The 17427-nt window shown below is 67.3% G+C and carries 18 protein-coding genes and 1 tRNA gene; 5 read left to right on the forward strand and 14 right to left on the reverse strand.

The window, feature by feature from the left end; translation table 11 throughout:
- Nucleotides 1–179: 179 nt before the first annotated feature.
- The 5 genes from ACRQ4C_RS01180 to ACRQ4C_RS01200 form a co-directional block, all read right to left on the reverse strand.
- Entirely contained in the window at nucleotides 180–1205 is a 1026-nt protein-coding gene (locus ACRQ4C_RS01180; RefSeq protein WP_439689746.1) for an alpha/beta fold hydrolase, read from the reverse strand.
- Nucleotides 1202–2143 (reverse strand): hypothetical protein, encoded by a 942-nt coding sequence (locus tag ACRQ4C_RS01185; protein WP_439689747.1) that lies wholly within the window; start codon nucleotides 2141–2143, stop codon nucleotides 1202–1204. Before ACRQ4C_RS01185 ends, ACRQ4C_RS01180 begins: the two co-directional genes overlap by 4 nt.
- The gene (locus ACRQ4C_RS01190) at nucleotides 2140–2598 is read right to left on the reverse strand and encodes a hypothetical protein (RefSeq protein ID WP_439689748.1); all 459 of its coding nucleotides are present in this window, start codon (nucleotides 2596–2598) and stop codon (nucleotides 2140–2142) included. Before ACRQ4C_RS01190 ends, ACRQ4C_RS01185 begins: the two co-directional genes overlap by 4 nt.
- Nucleotides 2595–3068, reverse strand: coding sequence for a hypothetical protein (locus ACRQ4C_RS01195; protein ID WP_290133214.1), 474 nt, complete (start codon nucleotides 3066–3068; stop codon nucleotides 2595–2597). The genes ACRQ4C_RS01190 and ACRQ4C_RS01195 overlap by 4 nt, the downstream gene beginning before the upstream one ends.
- 225 nt (nucleotides 3069–3293) lie before the next feature.
- Nucleotides 3294–3746: an SRPBCC family protein gene (locus ACRQ4C_RS01200; protein WP_290133213.1), complete on the reverse strand. Its 453-nt coding sequence runs from the start codon at nucleotides 3744–3746 to the stop codon at nucleotides 3294–3296.
- A gap of 165 nt (nucleotides 3747–3911) precedes the next feature.
- On the opposite strand from ACRQ4C_RS01200, the gene ACRQ4C_RS01205 reads away from it, so the two are divergent.
- Together ACRQ4C_RS01205 and ACRQ4C_RS01210 are read left to right on the forward strand one after the other, a co-directional pair.
- Entirely contained in the window at nucleotides 3912–4454 is a 543-nt protein-coding gene (locus ACRQ4C_RS01205) for an amino-acid N-acetyltransferase (protein WP_290133212.1), read from the forward strand.
- Nucleotides 4455–4505: 51 nt separating this feature from the next.
- A complete protein-coding gene (locus tag ACRQ4C_RS01210) occupies nucleotides 4506–5171 on the forward strand; it encodes a hypothetical protein (RefSeq protein ID WP_439689749.1) in 666 nt (221 codons plus the stop codon).
- Between the two features lie 166 nt (nucleotides 5172–5337).
- Here the strand turns inward: ACRQ4C_RS01210 and cspE are convergent, their stop codons facing one another.
- On the reverse strand, nucleotides 5338–5544 hold the full coding sequence (gene cspE, locus ACRQ4C_RS01215; protein ID WP_022904520.1) for a transcription antiterminator/RNA stability regulator CspE: 207 nt from the start codon (nucleotides 5542–5544) through the stop codon (nucleotides 5338–5340).
- A gap of 277 nt (nucleotides 5545–5821) precedes the next feature.
- Between cspE and ACRQ4C_RS01220 the strand changes: the two genes are divergently transcribed.
- Complete coding sequence (locus ACRQ4C_RS01220; protein ID WP_290133210.1) at nucleotides 5822–6205, forward strand: SseB family protein; 384 nt, start codon at nucleotides 5822–5824, stop codon at nucleotides 6203–6205.
- A gap of 134 nt (nucleotides 6206–6339) precedes the next feature.
- Here the strand turns inward: ACRQ4C_RS01220 and radA are convergent, their stop codons facing one another.
- Complete coding sequence (gene radA, locus ACRQ4C_RS01225) at nucleotides 6340–7701, reverse strand: DNA repair protein RadA (RefSeq protein WP_439689750.1); 1362 nt, start codon at nucleotides 7699–7701, stop codon at nucleotides 6340–6342.
- Nucleotides 7702–7711: 10 nt separating this feature from the next.
- Nucleotides 7712–8677 (reverse strand): SGNH/GDSL hydrolase family protein, encoded by a 966-nt coding sequence (locus tag ACRQ4C_RS01230; RefSeq protein WP_439689751.1) that lies wholly within the window; start codon nucleotides 8675–8677, stop codon nucleotides 7712–7714.
- 144 nt (nucleotides 8678–8821) lie between these two features.
- Between ACRQ4C_RS01230 and ACRQ4C_RS01235 the strand changes: the two genes are divergently transcribed.
- Nucleotides 8822–8911 (forward strand) — tRNA-Ser (locus tag ACRQ4C_RS01235).
- Between the two features lie 304 nt (nucleotides 8912–9215).
- Here ACRQ4C_RS01235 and ACRQ4C_RS01240 read toward each other — a convergent pair.
- The 6 genes from ACRQ4C_RS01240 to ACRQ4C_RS01265 all read right to left on the reverse strand — a co-directional run bounded on the left by ACRQ4C_RS01240 (nucleotide 9216) and on the right by ACRQ4C_RS01265 (nucleotide 14248).
- Nucleotides 9216–9725, reverse strand: a complete 510-nt coding sequence (locus tag ACRQ4C_RS01240) for a Pycsar system effector family protein (RefSeq protein ID WP_439689752.1) — start codon at nucleotides 9723–9725, stop codon at nucleotides 9216–9218.
- Nucleotides 9722–10651 carry a hypothetical protein gene (locus tag ACRQ4C_RS01245; RefSeq protein WP_439689753.1) on the reverse strand — a complete coding sequence of 310 codons (930 nt, stop codon included), beginning with the start codon at nucleotides 10649–10651 and terminating at the stop codon, nucleotides 9722–9724. The genes ACRQ4C_RS01240 and ACRQ4C_RS01245 overlap by 4 nt, the downstream gene beginning before the upstream one ends.
- A gap of 314 nt (nucleotides 10652–10965) precedes the next feature.
- Nucleotides 10966–11454: a hypothetical protein gene (locus tag ACRQ4C_RS01250; protein WP_439689754.1), complete on the reverse strand. Its 489-nt coding sequence runs from the start codon at nucleotides 11452–11454 to the stop codon at nucleotides 10966–10968.
- A 99-nt stretch (nucleotides 11455–11553) separates the two neighbouring features.
- Complete coding sequence (locus tag ACRQ4C_RS01255) at nucleotides 11554–12207, reverse strand: nuclease-related domain-containing protein (RefSeq protein WP_439689755.1); 654 nt, start codon at nucleotides 12205–12207, stop codon at nucleotides 11554–11556.
- A 664-nt stretch (nucleotides 12208–12871) separates the two neighbouring features.
- Entirely contained in the window at nucleotides 12872–13558 is a 687-nt protein-coding gene (locus ACRQ4C_RS01260; RefSeq protein ID WP_439689756.1) for a hypothetical protein, read from the reverse strand.
- Between the two features lie 438 nt (nucleotides 13559–13996).
- Nucleotides 13997–14248 (reverse strand): hypothetical protein, encoded by a 252-nt coding sequence (locus ACRQ4C_RS01265; protein ID WP_439689757.1) that lies wholly within the window; start codon nucleotides 14246–14248, stop codon nucleotides 13997–13999.
- Nucleotides 14249–16330: 2082 nt separating this feature from the next.
- On the opposite strand from ACRQ4C_RS01265, the gene ACRQ4C_RS01270 reads away from it, so the two are divergent.
- A complete protein-coding gene (locus ACRQ4C_RS01270) occupies nucleotides 16331–17422 on the forward strand; it encodes a tyrosine-type recombinase/integrase (RefSeq protein ID WP_439689758.1) in 1092 nt (363 codons plus the stop codon).
- Nucleotides 17423–17427: the final 5 nt, after the last annotated feature.

The following is a 17427-nucleotide window of genomic DNA, read 5'->3' on the forward strand; positions in this document are numbered from 1 at the left end:
TGGTTCCACACCCGAGGCGTTCCCCCCAGCTCCTCGGATGTGAGCGGCTCGACTGTTCCCCCCAACGTGTCGAGTCGCCAACGGCCCCGGTCCTCACGGACCGGGGCCGTTGCTCTGTGCCGGCCGTTGCTGTGTGCCGGCCGTTGCTCTGTGCCGGGTGGCGCTGTGTGCCGGAGCGGTCAGGCGTCGCGCAGCGTCGTCGCGAAGGTCCGGACGGCGTCGTCGAAGCGCTCCGGGTCCTCGTTCCACTCGAGCGTGTGCGGCGCCGTCGCGAAGCTGACCACCGTCGCGCCGCGCTGGACGGCGGCGGACACGTCGGTCGCCGCCACGAACGGGTCCGCCGTGGACCGCAGCAGGAGGGTCGGCGTGCCGGATGCCTGCCAGGTCGCGGTCCGGACCGGTTCCGCAGCACCCGCGAGCCGCGAGAGGACCGGTGTCGTCGCGATCCGTGCGGCGACGCTCCCGACGAACCGGGGTAGTCGGACGGCGCTCACGGCACCGCGGAGGGCGGACCGGACGTCGAGCAGTGGCGCGATGCCGACCAGACCGTCGACGGGCGTGCGTGACGCGGCGATCGAGCACGCCAGGGCACCGGCCGACCAACCCTGCAGGACGACGCGCTCGGCGCCGCGGGCGCGGGCGGAACGGACCCGGTCGACGATGCGGTCCGCAGCGCCTGGGTCGAGGGAGCGGAGCGGCAGGTCGGTGGTGTCGACGATCTCCGACGATGCCTCGAGGGCGTCCCAGACCGGGATGCCGCGGAGGACCTGCCGCGGGCCGAGCGACTGGCCGTGCACGTGGACGACGTGCGTGCGCGAGACGGTGGTGTCGGGGCCGGTGGCCGGGCCGGGGAGGACCTCGGCGACGAAGTCGTGCATGAGCGCGTCCCACGTCCAGTCGCCGGCCTCGGGTGCGGGGCCGTCGAGGAGCTGCCGACGCACGGTGTCGCCGTCGCCGTCGCTCTCGCCGAGGACCGCGCCGACACGGACCGAGGTGCTGCCACGGGTGATCCGGTAGGTGCCGGGGAGCCGGGTGTCGCGGGTCGCTGCGAACTCGACCTCCGTCGACGACGAGGACCGGACCGTCGCGGTCGCGGTGTAGGGCGTGGGGAAGAGCAGCCGGCGGGCGACCAGGGCGCCGAGGCCGAACGTCCCCGCGGCGCCGATCGCGGTCCCGATCGCGGTGGTGCGTCCTGTGGCGGTCATCTCGCTCCTGATGGGTCGGGTTCGGTGGTGGCGGGCGCGGCGAGTCCGGCTTCGCGGGCGCGGTCCTCGATCTCGAGCTCCAGGCGGTGCAGACGGCTCCGCCACTCTCGACGCTGCCACACGTTGGTGAAGTACAGCCCTCGGTTCCCCGACGCCGACTCGAGTCGGTGCAGGTCGGGTTCGAGCGTGCGGAACCGCCGGCGGGCAGCGCGCCACTCGCGGAACTCACGGACGGCGTCGGGCAGCACTCCGCCTGCAGCGCCGAGGGCCAGCAGGACCATCGAGGTCAGGAAGACCGGCGCGTAGACGACCGACAGCGCGCCGACGACCGTGGACGCACCGAGCACGTGGGCGGCGTCCATCGCGACGGCGATCGCGGCGAGCAGCACCATCGCCGCGGCCCCGACGACGAAGAGCCAGTACATCCGACCCATCTGCTCGCCGCGCCGGAACGCACCGAGCACGGCGACGGCCGACCGCGCGATGACGATCGCGATGAAGGACATCTCCACCGCGGAGTAGAGGGCGGTCGGGAGCTGGTCGCCGTACACGACCATGAACTGCGCCGTCGGGCGCGGGGCGTCGATCAGCGAGAACAGCACCACCAGGGTGACGAGCACCGCGACGCACGCGACGATCCGACCCGGTCGCAGCAGCCGGGCCGTGCGTGCCGCGGCCTCGACCGACTGCGCGAGCGCGAACATCCCGCAGACCATCAAGCAGCGCCCGACGACGTCCGCGACGTTCGGCACGCCGGTGGCCCGCGCGAGCACCCCGAGCACGTCGGGCTGGTTGATCGAGAGGCCGACCGCGACGAACGCGCAGCACACCGTGAGCCACGTCACGCTCGCGGACTGGGTGCGGACGAGCCACAGCCGCACGAGGAGCACCACGAGGATGCCCCAGACCGGCAACGACCCCCAGACGTGCAGGGTCACCGGAAGATCCCGGGCGTGCGCTCGCCGGGGTCGAGCAGACCGATGTGGAGGGCCAGCTGGTCGGCGACGAGCTCCACCGTCTGCTCGTGCGGGGTGTCGAGCGACCGGGTGAACGCCGCCCGTCCGGTGAGCAGCCCCGTGTACGCCTCGTGGTCGCAGCCGTGGTCGGCGAGGAACACGTGCGCGAGCTCGTGGAGCACGGATGCCGTGCGCGACCGCTCGGACAGGCCGGAGCGGGTCTCCAGCAGCGCGCGGTCGCGACGTTGGATGAGCCGTGCGGACAGGTCGCCGGGGAGGTCCGACGTGCGCACCTCGATCGGCTTGCCGAGCGTCGCCTCCGCCCGTGCGACGAGCTCCGCCAGGGTCAGGCGTCGGGGGAGCCCGAGCCGCTGCACCCGCCGACGGGCGTCCGCCTGCCGCCGCAGGGCTGCAGCGCGCTCGCGGACGGTGCTCACGACGTGCTCCCCGGACCGTCGAGCGCCCGCAGGTGTTCCGTGAACTCGCGGATCTCGTCGGCCGAGGCGAACTCCCCGAGCCGGCGAGTGGCGAACGCGAGGACCTCGCGCTTGCGGAGCTCCAGGACGAGTTCGAGCTGCGCCTGCACCCGCGCCGGGACGTCGGTGCTGCCCGCGGCGTCGGTGAGGTAGGCCGCCGGGACGCCGAAGAACGCGGCGAGGGCCTCGAGCAGACGCTGGTCACGGACAGCCGGGCCGTTCCCGCCGAGCATGTAGCCCCAGCGCGGACGGCTCATCGACGCGCCCTGCGCCTCGATCTCCGCAGCGATCTCCTTGTAGGACGGACGCTGCCCCGAGTTCGCCTCGACGACGTCCATCAGGAGCTGCAGCTTCCGCGACAACTCGCGTCGGTGTGCGTCGTCGTCCGTGTACTCGATCACGGCTCCCCTTCCCGCGCTTGTCTCAGACATGGTAAAACGGTGTCCGAGGGATCGACCGTTCGTTCTACCCTGGCACGTCCGGCCGGTCCTGTCAGGTCGGCATTTCGTGGGGGGATGCCGAGGTGACCGCACGACGGACGGGAGGCACGGTGCCAGCTGGCACCGTGCCTCCCGTCCGGATCGTGGTCGCTTTGCGATCTGTTGGTCGCGTTGCGACCCGTTGGTCGCGTTGCGACCCGTTGGTCCCGTTCCGGCTCAGGCCGGGACGTCGCCGCGCCAGCCGGGCTCCGTCGGAGCCGCCTCGACGCGCTCCTTGAAGTTCTGCAGGTCCTTCTTCACGGCGTGGCCACCGACGCCGACCGCCGAGCCGAGCTTCTCGAGGAGGCCCGACGGCTGCCAGTCGATCTGCGCCGTGACGCGGGTCGTCGTGTCGGAGAGCTTGTGGAACGTCACCGCGCCGGCGTGGTCGGTGTCGCCGTCCTTGACGGTCCACGCGACGCGCTCGTCCGGGTGCTGCTCGGTGATGACGGCGCGGAAGTCGCGCTCCTGACCGGCGACCTCCACGGTCCAGTCGGTGGTGGTGTCATCGACCTGGACGATCTTCTTCACCTCGTCGAGGAACTCCGGGAACTCCTCGAAGCGGGTCCACTGGTCGTAGGCCTGGCGGACGGGGACGTCCACGTCGACGGTCTCGATGATCTGGGGCATGGTGCTCCTTCGTCGTGTTCGGTCTCGATTGCCCGTGCGACGGTAGGCGTGGCGGTCTGGGTGCGCGTCCGGGGTCCGCGTCCCCCGGTCGCACGCTCGCATTCGGGCGCTCGCGCTCGGGCGCTTGTGTTCGGGCGCTCGGGCGCTCGCGCTATCGTGAGGTCGATGAGCGAACACGGCCGGCACGCCTTCCACGAACGCGACGAGCACGGGATCCTCGTGCGACCGGCCGTCGCCTCCGACGTCCCGCACATCCAGCGCCTCATCGCGCCGTACGTCGACCGCCGCATCCTGCTCGGCAAGGAGAACGTCGCCCTCTACGGCTCGATCCAGCAGTTCCGCATCGCCGAGGGGCCCGACGGCGTCCCGATCGGCTGCGGCGCCCTCGCCGTCTTCTGGGACGACATCGCCGAGGTGCGGACCCTGGCCCTCGACGCCGACTGGATCCACAAGCGCGTCGGGCACCGCATGCTCGAGGGACTGGAGCACGACGCCCGCGAACTCGGCATCGCCCGCATCTTCTGCCTGACGTTCGAGGTCGACTTCTTTGCCAAGCACGGGTACCTCGAGATCGGCGAGAGCGTGGTGTCCCCGGACGTCTACGCCGAGCTCGTGCGGTCCTCGGACGAGGGCGTCGCCGAGTTCCTCGACCTCGCCCGGGTGAAGCCGAACACGCTCGGCAACACCCGCATGCTGAAGATCCTCTGACGCGTCGCGCGGCATCCCGGCGTGCCGCTGGTCCCGCCCTACCCTGTGCGCATGTCGTCGTTCCGTCACCCCGTCGGACCCGAGCGTCCCAGCGTGTACTGGCGCCGTCGAGCCATCGCGCTCGGAGCGGTCCTCGTCGTCGTGATCGTCGTCGTGCTGATCGTCGTCGGCCGGGGCAACGGTGCCACTCCCGCGGCGGCGCCGTCGGCGTCCGCGGGGACGTCCGGTTCGTCGTCGTCCTCGTCGGCACCTGCGGCGTCGTCATCGAAGGCGTCACCGCCTCCGTCGCCCTCCGCGTCCGCCGCTGCCGACGGTGCCGCGTGCACGAAGGACCAGATCGAGCTGACGCCCGTCGTCGACAAGACCGCCTACGGCCCCACCGAGGACCCGAAGATCGCGATGTCGATCACGAACACCGGGTCGAACTCGTGCCACATGGACCTCGGATCTGCGCAGCAGGTGCTCACCATCAGCTCCGGTGAGGAGCAGTACTGGTCGTCGAAGGACTGCCAGACGAACGGCACGGATCAGGACGTCACGATCAAAGCGGGGCAGAAGCTCACCACCCCCTCGATCGCCTGGGACCGCACCCGGTCGTCGGCGTCGACGTGCGATGCCTCGCGGCCGTCGGTCACCGGAGGGGGAGCGAGCTACCACCTGTCGGTCGCGGTGGGGAACATCGAGTCGGCGAAGTCGGTGCAGTTCATCCTGCAGTGACATCGGCTCTGGTGCCCATCGTGGGCTTCGAACCGTGGTTGCGACATCGAACCGTGTGTTGATCGGGCTCGATGTCGTGATCGTGGTTCGACGCGGGGATGCGCACGCCGAAACAGAACGGGCCCGTCGTCCGGAGACGACGGGCCCGTTCAGGGTGTTTCGGTGATCAGCCGATGACCGAGATGTTCTCGGCCTGCGGGCCCTTGCGGCCCTCGGTGATCTCGAACTCCACCTTCTGGTTCTCCTCGAGCGACTTGTAGCCGTTGCCAGCGATCGCGGAGAAGTGGGCGAAGACGTCAGCGCTGCCGTCGTCCGGCGCGATGAAGCCGAAGCCCTTTTCGTTGTTGAACCACTTGACGGTCCCAGTTGCCATGATGGCGTTTCCTTACTTTCTTGCGGGGCGACAATTTCTGCCGCTGATCCGCCGACGGTCGTCGTCGGATCGATGCGCCCCGCGGGCATGGGCCGGCGGAACGGGTTCGGGGCCAGGCGACCTGGGAAGGTCAATGACCGATGGCGCTCGAGGTGCGCTGAGCACCGGAAGAACGATGGACTCCCGCCGGAGCGGTTGGTACCAACTTACAGGCAACGGGCGACAACGGAAGAGCCGAGGTCGCAATCGGACCCATGAATCTGGTGGACTAGGGGTGATGGCAGACAAGGAACAGCGCTTCCGCAGCGAACAGCTCGAGGAGGCCCTCGCGAAGCAGGACGTCGCCGCGGTGGCGTTCGCGCTCCGGAACGACATCGTGATCGTCCCCCGACTCGTCACCGGCAAGAAGGACATGCAGGTGCGGGTCTTCGGCCGTGAGGGCTCGGACAAGCGCATCCTGCTGCTCTTCTCGTCCGCCGACGCCTACACCGCGATGGTGCCGAACGAGAAGATCCGGCAGGTCATGGTCTACGACGGGCCACGGCTCGAGGAGTTCCTCGCCGAGCACCTCGACTCGCTCGAGGGCGTGTTCTTCGACATCGCCGGCCCGAACACGATGCAGTCGACCCCTGAGGACCTGCTGGCCGCGTTGCGCGCGTAGCGGATCACCCGGCCGGGAGGCGCGGCTCGCCTCGGGCACGGCGGTCCCGTCCCCTGGGCGGTCGCTTCTCCGCGGTCGCGCTTCTGGGTCGTCACGCTTTCGGGCAGCGGCGGGTCACGATGAGCGGTCGCCGGTCAGAACGCGCGGTCGAGTTCGCGTTCGCGCGCCGACTTCGTCATCGAGAACGCCACCCGCAACGCTTCGCGCAGGTGCTCCGCACCCGAGCCGAGCACCGTCGTGAAGCCGAGCCGCGAGGCCTCGCTCGCGCGCTGCTTGGCACCGGTCGCCGGGCGGATCTCGCCCGCGAGGCTGATCTCCCCGATCGCCGCGAGCGTGTGCGGGTACGGGCGGTCTCGCGCCGCACTTGCGAGAGCCAGTGCGATCGCGAGGTCGGCACCCGGCTCGGTCAGCTTCATGCCGCCGACGGTGGACACGTAGACGTCGGCGTCAGACAGCTTCAACCCTGCACGCCGTTCGAGCACCGCGAGCAACATCGCCACGCGGGAGGCGTCAACACCGTTCACCACCCGACGCGGCTGCGGTGCGGAACTCGGGACGACGAGCGCCTGCACCTCGACCGGCAGCGCGCGACGGCCCTCGAGCGCCACGGTCACGCAGGTGCCGGAGACGGGCGCACCGTTGCGGGACATGAAGAGCCCGCTCGGGTCGGGGACCTCGTGGATGCCGTCGCCGCCCATGTCGAAGCAGCCGACCTCGTCCGTCGGTCCGAAGCGGTTCTTCAGTGCGCGCACGAACCGGAGCGCGGTCTGGCGGTCACCCTCGAAGTGGCAGACGACGTCGACCAGGTGTTCGAGGAGCCGCGGCCCGGCGATCGTGCCGTCCTTCGTGACGTGGCCGACGATGAGCACCGGGAGCGCGCGGTCCTTCGCGACCCGGATGAGCGTGGAGGCGACCTCGCGCACCTGCGAGGTCCCGCCCGCGATGCCGTCGATCGTGCTCGACGAGATCGTCTGCACGGAGTCGGCGATGAGGAGGTCGGGCTGCACCTGGTCGATCTGACCGAGGATGACGCCGAGGTCGACCTCACTCGCGAGGTACAGGTCGTCGTGCATCGCCCCGGTGCGCTCGGCCCGGAGACGGACCTGGTCGACCGATTCTTCGGCACTGACGTAGAGGACGCGCTTGCCCGTCGCTGCCGCGCGCGAAGCGACCTCGAGCAGCAGGGTGGACTTGCCGACACCAGGCTCGCCGGACAGCAGGACGGCGGCTCCGGGGACGACCCCGCCGCCGAGCACCCGGTCGAACTCACCGATACCGGTCTGCCAACGCTGCACCGACGTGCCACGGGCTTCGGTGATCGGGCGGGCGATGCGGGCTCCGGCGACGGCGACCGCTGCGGTGCCGCGGGAGCTGGCGGACGCGGCCGATGTGTCCTCGACCGTGCCCCACGACTGGCACTCGCCGCACCGGCCGACCCACTTGATGCTGGTCCAGCCGCACTCGGTGCAACGGAAGAGGGACTGCGGGCGTGCCATGACGGTCAGGCTAGGCCGAGCCGCCGACATCACCCGTGCGACGCTCGGCGTGCTCGGGCAGCGGGATCGATCCGGTCATCCGACGCCGCAGGCGGTCGACCCGACCCGGGCGGTCAGCATGGTCGAGCGCACCGGCGTCGTCGGTGTCCCGCTCCGCGCGTGCCGCCGCGACCGCACCCGCGCCCGAACCCAGCTCCTCGGCCTCGCGAGCGGACAGGTACTGCCGGATCGCCGCCACCGTGTCGACCCGGGCGTCGACCGCCGGCTCGAACGCGCTCGCCCAGATCTCGTACCCGCGGTCGTTCGGGTGGAAGAGGTCGCCGTAGCTGTTGAAGAACGTCCGACGGAGCCCGACGCGCTTCGTGATGACGTGCAGCGGAGCGACCGTCAGCCCCAGCTCGTCGGCGACGCGGTGCACGATCTCGTTCGCAACCGCGACCTTGCGCTCCCGGTCCGGCACGAACATGCACGGCAGCTCGGCCACGATCGCGTGCGACGGTACTGCGCCGTAGATCGCCCGGATGTTGCGCTCGAACTTGTCCGGGTCGAAGTCGGCGATGTCGTTCGCCCCGATGGACACCGTGCAGATGTCGGGCGTGTACCCGCGGAGCTTCGGCAGCTGATCCTGCTTCGCGGCCCAGGTCGTGGCCCCGGACACGCTGAGGTTCACCACCCGGACCGTCATCCGCGAACGGTGCCGGATGCGCCGTGCCAACAAGCCGACGTACCCGCGGTTCGGGACTGTCGCGCCGACGCCCTGTGCCGCCGAGTCGCCGATCGCCAGGTACGTCAGCTGACCGTCGTGCTGCAGGTGTTCCCGCCACCACTGCGCGTTGACCGGGAGCATGTCGACCACGCGCTGTGACGCTGCTCGTTGCCCCCGGATCCCCGCCCGGGCACCGAACACGCCGGCACCGACGACCGTCAGCCCGCCGAGGATCGACGAGAGCAGGGCGATGATGGTGCGTGACTTCATGCGGTGGACGGTACGCGGGACGGCTCGACCGTTCTCGGTGCGCGGGCTGAACGGTGGACGAGCGCACCCGATCAGCTACCTGTGGAGGGCTGGCCGACCTGCCGGTGGTGCGACGGGCCTCCCGGATCGTGTAAACTCTTTCCCGGTACCGTGTCCGAGCGGCCGAAGGATCATGTCTCGAAAACATGTGTGGGGGCAACTCCACCGTGGGTTCAAATCCCACCGGTACCGCCAGCGAAAACCCCCGGTCAGCCGGGGGTTTTCTGCTTCCCAGAACAGCTCGTGGTGACGATTTGGTGCAATGCCGAGCGCTCGGTCCCGGGCTCGGCAAGCGAGCGGTTCCTGGCGGACGTCGTTCGGGCGATCGTCATCGTGGTGTCCGCAGTGGGGCATGGCCGAGATCAGCGCTCGGGAGATAGCCTTCGATCCCGCCGGCGGCGCGCTTGACAAGGTTCACTGTCCACGCTGACGGACTCCTCATCACCCAGCCGAGTTTGATTCGAGTGGCGGCGTCAGGCGCGGCGCGAAGGTGTGGACATCATCCGATCACTCGGATACCTGCGCACACCGCGAGCGCGGCGAGTCCTCCCATCAGCAGGAGACCTGACCAGGTCGTCAACACGAACTTGCGATCCGCGATCTTGGCATTGATGAGGGCTTGCCGCAGCAGGTTAGGCCCCAGGTCCTCGTCGGTAATTGAGCATTCGAAGGCTGCGATATAGGCGGCGGGATCGAGATACTTGCTCGCGATCGCTCGATAGAAGATGACTTCGCGGGCGTCTGATGCCTTAAAGCGGCGAACGGGGATGAGGCCGAGGAACGCGCTCGTTGCGGCGCCGCCCAGGAAGACGGCGGATAGAAGCGCGAGCGGGATGAGCGCCGCGGGGCGACAGCCTTCTTGTACAACCGCATACAGACCGCCGCCTGCGACCCCGATGAACGCGAGCAGCGTCGTGAGCTTCGCATCGCTGTGCCGAATCCAGCTGTTGACAAGCTCAAGTTGCTGCCATCCGGGAACGATCAGCTCGTCCGGCTTCCTGCGCTTCATCGGCGGTTCAATCCTTTGCGTCGATTGATCGCCGACGCTTTCTTTGCAGACATGACCTTTTCGAGAACGCCAACGCGAGCTGCGCGCATGGAATTCGCGCGAGCTTCGGCAGACTCTGGGCGCTCGGTGTCGCCAGCCAGAATCGCGTCGCAGAAGGCTTCACCGCACTCCGAACACCACGTTGCGGTGAGAACTCGACCGTTCCGGCTGTCGTCTTCTTCGGGAACGTTCTCGATGATTTTGTTGTCCCATAGCGGTGATGGTGAATCGTCCGAGCCGTGAGCGCATGACGTGGTGAGGTAGTCGTTGTCTTCGATGTTCGCCCACACATCCGCGGTGACGACCATCTCGCCCAGCTCGGCAGTCTGGGCGGCCTTCGCCGCGTAGTTCACGGGCTTACCGGACCAGATCGGCTCCTGCTCCGCCGGGTTTCGCGGCGTGCCGATGCGCTTCGCGAGCACTCGTCCGCTCGCGATGCCGACTTTGTATCCGGTGATTGGAGCATCCGGCCACTTATCGTGGATCTTCGCCGACAGGTCAACGCTGAAGGTCTTCACTGTGATGCCCGCGCACGTCGCCTGTTCGTAGCGACGCTCACCCCAGAACAGTCCGAATGCCCCGTCGCCCTGGATTTGGATGAAGTCCGCACCGAAGTGCTTCAGGACGGCCACAGCGTTGTCGGTCGAAGCCTCGTAGATGCTCGCGGTTGACGCAGCGTGCTTTCCTGTCCCGAGGCGGGACGAGCCCTTGAGATCCACGACGACCGCCACGATGTCCTCGAGCTGATGCCACTCGCGCTTCTGGATGGGAAGCTTCTCGACATCGAACGATTCGGGGCTCTTCACGACGACATCAGGCGTCGACGCGAGCTCGGAATCGATGTCCTCGGTGATGGAGCCGAGCAGATCAGAGAGTTCAGAGTTCAAGAGTCCTCCGGTTATCGAGTAATCGTCGTGAATTCCCATTCTCGGTTAGACCACCGACACTTGCCGCGCGCAGCAGAGCACGGTCGAGCACGCGAGCAGCGCTTCATGGAGCGTTCCGTCAGATCCCTGGTTCGTCCCGCAGCCGTCTGATTCGACGCACGCCGATCTCGGCGGCTTCGATGTCGGATCGCTTTCCTCGAAGCACGCTTGCGATGAGCTCGTCGAGTACGGGTTCGGTCAGATCGTTGGTTCCGGCCTCGTTCGTCGATGCTCGGAAAACTCTGTACCCCCGAACGAAGCGGGCATTGCCCTCGTCAAACGTGATCCGTCCGGCATCGCCCTCGCTCGGACGGGTTCGGGTCGGCCTCCATGAGCGCCAGGTGTGCGGCGTTGATCTCGTCGAGCGTGATCGTCGTGCTGGATGGTGCGACGAGCTTCGTGATCGCGGTGCCGGCGGCGACCATCGAGATCGCCGAAGCGTTCTCCTTCAGCCCGCCGATGGCGCGTGCGAACGCGACCGGAGTCGCTTCGACGTGCTCGATGCGGCTCGAGGCGACGGACTCCATGCGGATGAGGAAGCCCGACAGAGGGCTCAGCACGCCGTCGGCGACGCGCTCGAGGTCGGCGGCCTCGTACCGGGCGCGGGCGAGGTCGCGCTCGGCGATGACGGGTACGTCGAGGTTTGCGATCCGCGGTGGGATCGAGACCGTGACTTCGGAGAGCGTCTGGTCCTCGCGGGTTCCGCGGCGGCTCGTGCTCGCCCCGGGGAGCACGCGCTGTACGTGGGCTGGCCAATTCGTCATCGCGACTCCTTTCTGGCGACACATGTCGACAATGTCAGTTATTGGGAAAAAACAATACCGACTACGTTGCTGCCGCGGCGCACGTGTGGACCGCGCGGCTCAGGCGGGCGGGAAGTGCATCGCAATCGCCTCGGCGACCGCGATCACGTCGACTGTTCCATCGAGCGCGGCGAGCTGCTTCGCGAGCCGCTTCGGCCAGCAGACATCAACACCGCGCACGGTGAACGAGCCGCCAAAGAGCGGCCAGTCGGCGTCGACGAAGCAGAGCGCGCCGTGCGTGGAGACCGGGCCGATGACGTCCCGCACGAGCGCCACCTGATGAAGCACGCTCTCGACGAGCTTCGTGCGGTCGCCGCCGACGATGAGCTTCTCGGTGCGGGGCCGGAACAGCCCGCCGTCGACTTGCAGGCGGGGCCGCTTGTTCCGGTAGCGCTTCGCGTCGATGACCCAGACGCCGGCTCGGGTGATGACGATGTGGTCAATGTTCGCGCGGGACCGGGGGATACGACGATCGTGAAGCACGACGAGGTGCTCGTTGGCGATCGCGTCGAGGGCCCGGCCGACCTCGGCCTCGCCAGCGGCGCCGGACTTCCACGCGACGGTGCTCTGCCGCTCGCCGGAGAGCGCCACGGCGATCGTGCCGATGCGGCCGTTGCCCCAAGTGTCACGGATCTTCGCCTCGTCGCGCGCCCGCCGGCGGTCGTACTCGCGCTTCGCGGATGCGCCGGCGCCCCTGGTCTCGATCGTCTCCATGACGTCCACCCGATCAGATCGGCAGCGCGAGCGACGAGCCCCAGTGCGGGGTGCGGCCTGGGACAGGACGAGAACGCAAGCGTAACGAGGACCTGCGGGTCTGCTCGGGCTGCAGCTTCGCGATGGTGACCGCTGCGGGCTCGTCCGCACCCAGGGAGTCAGCGCCAATCGCTCCCGACCTCCCGCGTGGCCCGATCAGTGCCTTCGTTGCCGGTGGCGCCGGGGCCGGGGTTGGCACGAACAGGTTCGCGCTTGGTCTCCGCCTCGGGCCTTTCGAATGATCCAGTCTGCCGAGGCGGGCCCCTCCGCGTGAGAGGCAGTGTGCTCGTAGACCTGTTTCCAACGGTGTACCTGGTGGAACCAGCTGGGTCACAGTGCAGGTACACCATCAGGTGCGCTTCGATCGGCGCGTTAATGGGGATCGGGATGTTGTACCTGGTTGTATCTGTTTGTTCTGAAAAGAAGTTCTCGAGACAAAAATCCCCCACGAACATGGTGCTGGGGCCTTGATGTCTCCCTTAGGTGGTTTCTACCTGGCTGCAGGTCCACCAGGTACGCGGCAGAAAAGCCCCGATCAGCGCGAAGATTGGGCGTTCCTACTCAGCAGATACCTAGCCGTTCGAGCAGTTACGCGTGCAGTTACCGACGGGCTCAGGCTGGCTGACTAGCTCGATCGGAACGCACCCGCTTGCTCTGCGAGGCGGATCACCGCGTCGTGTCGACCGGTGCGGAGCGCTGCCGCTGGACTGAGGCCACCGAGATCCTGGTCCTGCGAGTTGAGCCAGACGGCGTCGCCCCAAGCATCCTCACCTGCCGGATCAAGGCGGGTGAGCACATCGTAAAGTCCAGGTAGTAGCGGAGCTTGCTCATCGAATTGGAACGAAGGGAAGAGATGGAAGTGGTCCGCAGAATCGACGACCAGTACGTCGCGGTCTGCGACCAGTACCTCGAGAGCTTCGCAGTCGATACCCAGCAGAGCGAGCACTCCGGCGGTGTCGTAGAAGGGGCCGACTCGTTCGTCGAGGGTCGCGGCCGGAAGATTCGCTGAGTAGCTATCAGCAGTAGTGAGCGCGCGGATGATCGTGGCAGCCTCCTCGCCGGTCATGCGACCGTCTGCGACCCGTTTGCCTACCTCTCGAACGACCGTGTTTCGGACGGCACGGCCTCCCGCGCCGAGCGCGGCATCAGCAAGCGCAATCGCCTCTTGGGAACGAGCCTCGCTCTGTTCGAAGCGACGAGTGCGATCGATGTGTTCGAGCACACGCCGAACCGTGTCCGAAACGTCAGCGGCATCAGTCGCCAGTTCTGAGACCAAGCGGCGCAGGATCGGGTCGTCAGTCCAGGCAGTCATGCCACGCGCCTCTCGGGGTGGGGGCGGAAACCGATCACTGCAAGCTCTTGCGAAGGTGACGCTCTGCACTGAACCTCCAGAGCACATGGAGGCTCCGGTACTCGCCCTTGCGCCAGGCAAAGAGCCCGGTGCGACGCCATACGTGCATTGCGTACATGCGGAAGCTGTTCGTGCAAGATGCTCGCTGATCCTCGGTGAGGTGGTTTGGGAAGGGCCCTGGTAAGCCTTCGAAGTCCGGCAATAGGTGCTCGAAGACCTCCCGAAACGTTGGTCCGCGTCCCTCCCGACTCCGGTGCGCGGCAATGAACTGGGCGGCGGCCACGGCCCACTCATCGCCCGCGGGCCCCTGCGTAAGCTCTTCCATCAGGTATGCCCAAGTTGCGGGAGGAGGCGTCAGTATTTCCGGCCACCAGAAATCCGGTCGTGCTACGAGGCGAGTCATGACCTGGCCTCCAGGCGGGCCAGAGCTCTCTCCCACGCCTCAGGCAGCGTACGGCGCACCACAAGAACCCAGCCGACGAGGTTCTCCTTTTCTCGCTGATTTAGCTCGGACCATCCATGCCGGCCCCTGTCGGGGCCTGCTACGAAGCGATCGGCGATCAGGTGCGCGGTTTCTTCCGCGAGGAGGGCATCAAACAGATTTGACGCAGCGAGGGGCTCGAATGCTGAATCGGGGTTCTGCGGCTTCATGGGCTGACAGAGACGCTTACGACTCGCCTGTAAGGATTGACCATGCGATTGAATCTGCCTTGACGTTGAGGCACGCGCAACCTCCGAGTCGAGTCCTTCGGTCGCTTCTGCTCGTTTACCAGCAAAAAGAGACTTCGACCAGGACTTGAAGCTTTGCGGTCAAACTCGGCCCCGGGCCGCACTACGAGTGATCGAGGGGTCGCTCGACTCCTAAGCTGCCACATAGCCCAGAGGCAATCGTGTCGATGTCGCTTGGCTGCGCCTCGTGTTGCTAGTGGGACGGCTGCTTCGCTCAGACGAAAACGCGAGCATCGGATGCGTAGCCGCCAGGGCGATCGACGGCCTCAGTGTGACCACGCTCGGACCACCGCGCGGCCATCCGGCCCTTCGAAGGAGAAGCGAAGCCGCCGTTCAGGGACCGTCTGGCCAGTGCGGGGGCCAAGCGGGCCCAGGGCTGACCGTGGAGGGGCTACCGGCTGGTCACGCGGCGCGTCGCACGTCAAATTCGTAGGGCGAGGGCTTCGTTCGCGCTGCGAAGCTGCCGCGCTGACCAGGCTGTGGCCACCTCCGGGTCAAGCGGCGGACAGATCGGGCCATCTCCTGGTCGGAAGAGTCCGTCTATTGGTCAGTGGAAGATCGAGACGAAGAGCCGCAGTGACGTGCGTTCCTCGGGCGCCCGCCTGTCGCGGCCGGAGCGTGCAAATGCAGCCGAGGTTAGACGCATCCGCGCCCTGATGGGGCGAAAGAAGAGCCTGCGACTGCGTCCCTTCGGGACGGCGCGGAAGGCCTGCGACGACGCTCGTTCCTCGGTCGCCGCGATGCGGCTACGCCGCTGCAACAGACTCGCAGGAGAGGTCTCCGCGATGCTGCGACCTGCGCTGATGCGAGACCGATGGCCGCCGCGTGCCCGCGTCGGCGTCGGGGAGGAAGGGGGCTGGTTCCGCAGGCTCCACCACCCCCGCGGCCGCTGCGCGACCAGACCGGTACCACTGTGCCAACAGGCGCTCAGTGGTGGTACCGGTCGATCCCCGACTTTCCAGGGGCTACGGATGGTCCTGGTACCAGCCCGCGCTTCGCGTCCTCCGGATTCCGGTCTGGTACCAGATGGTGTGGCACCATCCGTTTCCCCTGATCACAACAGCAGTTGTGACCTCGATTCGTCGCTGAAGCTCCGATCTCGGCGCAGAGAAGAAAAGGGCATAAGGGGGAGTGGCACAAACCGGCGTTTCCATCCTCGCTGCGCTCGTCGGAATCTTGGTTGTGGTCGGCGCAGCCGACACTCCTTCGGGACCCCCGAGCCTCTCGCTGCGCTCGGTCTCCGGTGCCCCTCACCCCTCGTCGCTGGCGCTCCTTGGGGCCCTTACTGCGTCGCTACGCTCCTTGCCCTCTAACGCCCCATCGGGGCCGTTCTCGGGTGCCTCGCGCCGGCGCCGATCCTCCGCGTTGCTCCCCCTCGGACACCGGCTGGGATACACCCCTGCCGGGGTGGCATCACGAGCGCCTCCTACGGCCGCGTGAGAGGCCAAACGTCGCCAACAGGACTGCTCACCCAACCGTAGGTCCGGGGTAATGATTGACGAATCGATCCCAAGGAGGGTGCGTGAGCATGCGCTCGCGCCCGGCCCCCTTAGCGAGAGACCTCCGGGCTGGGCTCCCGGCTGACCAAGTTCCAGCGCCAGGGTAGAAGAAATTTGCTCTGCTCTTGGTTTTGTGCCCTAAACTGGCCGCAGGTCCGGATGACATGAAAGGGACCAGAGCCAGCGACGGCTCGACGAGTGGGTACGCCAAGCAACCGTTAACAGGTTCGGCTATCACGGCCTCCTCGAAAGCATCGACTTTCGAGGAACACCCATGTCTCCGTCTTCTCCCGCCCCGCTCGCGCAGCCCCGTGAATTGCTCACGCCGGACGCCCTTGCCGCTCGGCTTCACGTGACAACCCGCAACTTGCGGCAATGGCGCCTCACCGGGGCGGGCCCGCGGTTCGTTCGTGTCGGGCGGTTTCCGCTTTACCGGCAGGAAGCCGTCGAAGCGTGGCTCCTTGAGCAGGAGTTTGCCAGCACCTCCGACGAACTGCGCTGAACTATGGGTTCAGTTAAGTCCTATGAGACAAAGACCCGCGGCAAGCTTTACGAAGTTTGGTATACAAAGCCCGACGGGACTCGCGGTCATGACCGTGGCTTCCGCAGAAAGACCGAGGCCCTGAACTACCTCAACACCGTCGAGGTGTCGAAGCTGCGAGGTTCCTACGTCGACCCGACGGATGCGCGGGTTTCGATTGGCGAACTCGGGACAGCCTGGCTCGAGATGCACCGATTCAAGCTCACTCAAAGCAGCTTCCACTCCGTTGAAAGCTGCTGGCGCGTGCACGTTGAACCGAAGTGGGGCGGGTACGCCGTGGGCCGAGTCACCAAGCGAGACGTCCAAACGTGGCTGAACGAACTCGGGCAATCGCTCTCGCACACCTCGGTAGCGCGGGCCCGAGACCTGCTCGCTGGCATCCTCGATGAAGCCGTCGAGGAGAACCGCGTGGTGAAAAATCCCGCGCGCGGCCTCACTGTCCGGAAGAAGCCCATCCCGGACGAAGTGTTCCTGACACATCGGCAGGTCGAGGCGTTGGCCTCAGAGGCCAGGTACGGCGACCTCATTCGGCTACTTGCCTATACGGGGCTCCGATGGGGCGAGGTGACTGCCTTGCGGGTTCGTAGCGTTGACCTTGGTCGACGTCGCCTCAACATCCGAGAGGGAGTGACTGAGGTGAACGGCCAGCACATCCTGGGCAGTGTGAAGTCGCATGAACGGCGCTCCGTCGCGTTCCCCGACTTCCTCGACTCGGCTGTTGCCGCGGCCTGTCGAAACAAGCACCCCGACGATCGCCTCTGGTCGTCACCGGTTGGAGGCTTTCTCCGGCCGGGGCACTCCCGTCAGGGGTGGTTCGCGAAGGCCGTCCAGCGGGCGATGGCGGCCGACGCTAGCTTCCGCCGAGTCACACCGCATGACCTCCGGCATACCGCTGCGTCACTCGCGATCAGCGCTGGCGCCAACGTCAAAGTGATCCAGCGGATGCTGGGCCACAAGTCGGCGAAAGTGACTCTCGACACTTACGCGGCGCTCTTCCCTGACGACTTGGACAACGTCACCTTCGCGTTGAGCCGGCAACGAGCGGAACAGCTATAGCGACG

Source organism: Curtobacterium sp. SP.BCp (assembly GCF_051903255.1).
In the GTDB taxonomy this organism is placed as follows: Bacteria; Actinomycetota; Actinomycetes; order Actinomycetales; family Microbacteriaceae; genus Curtobacterium.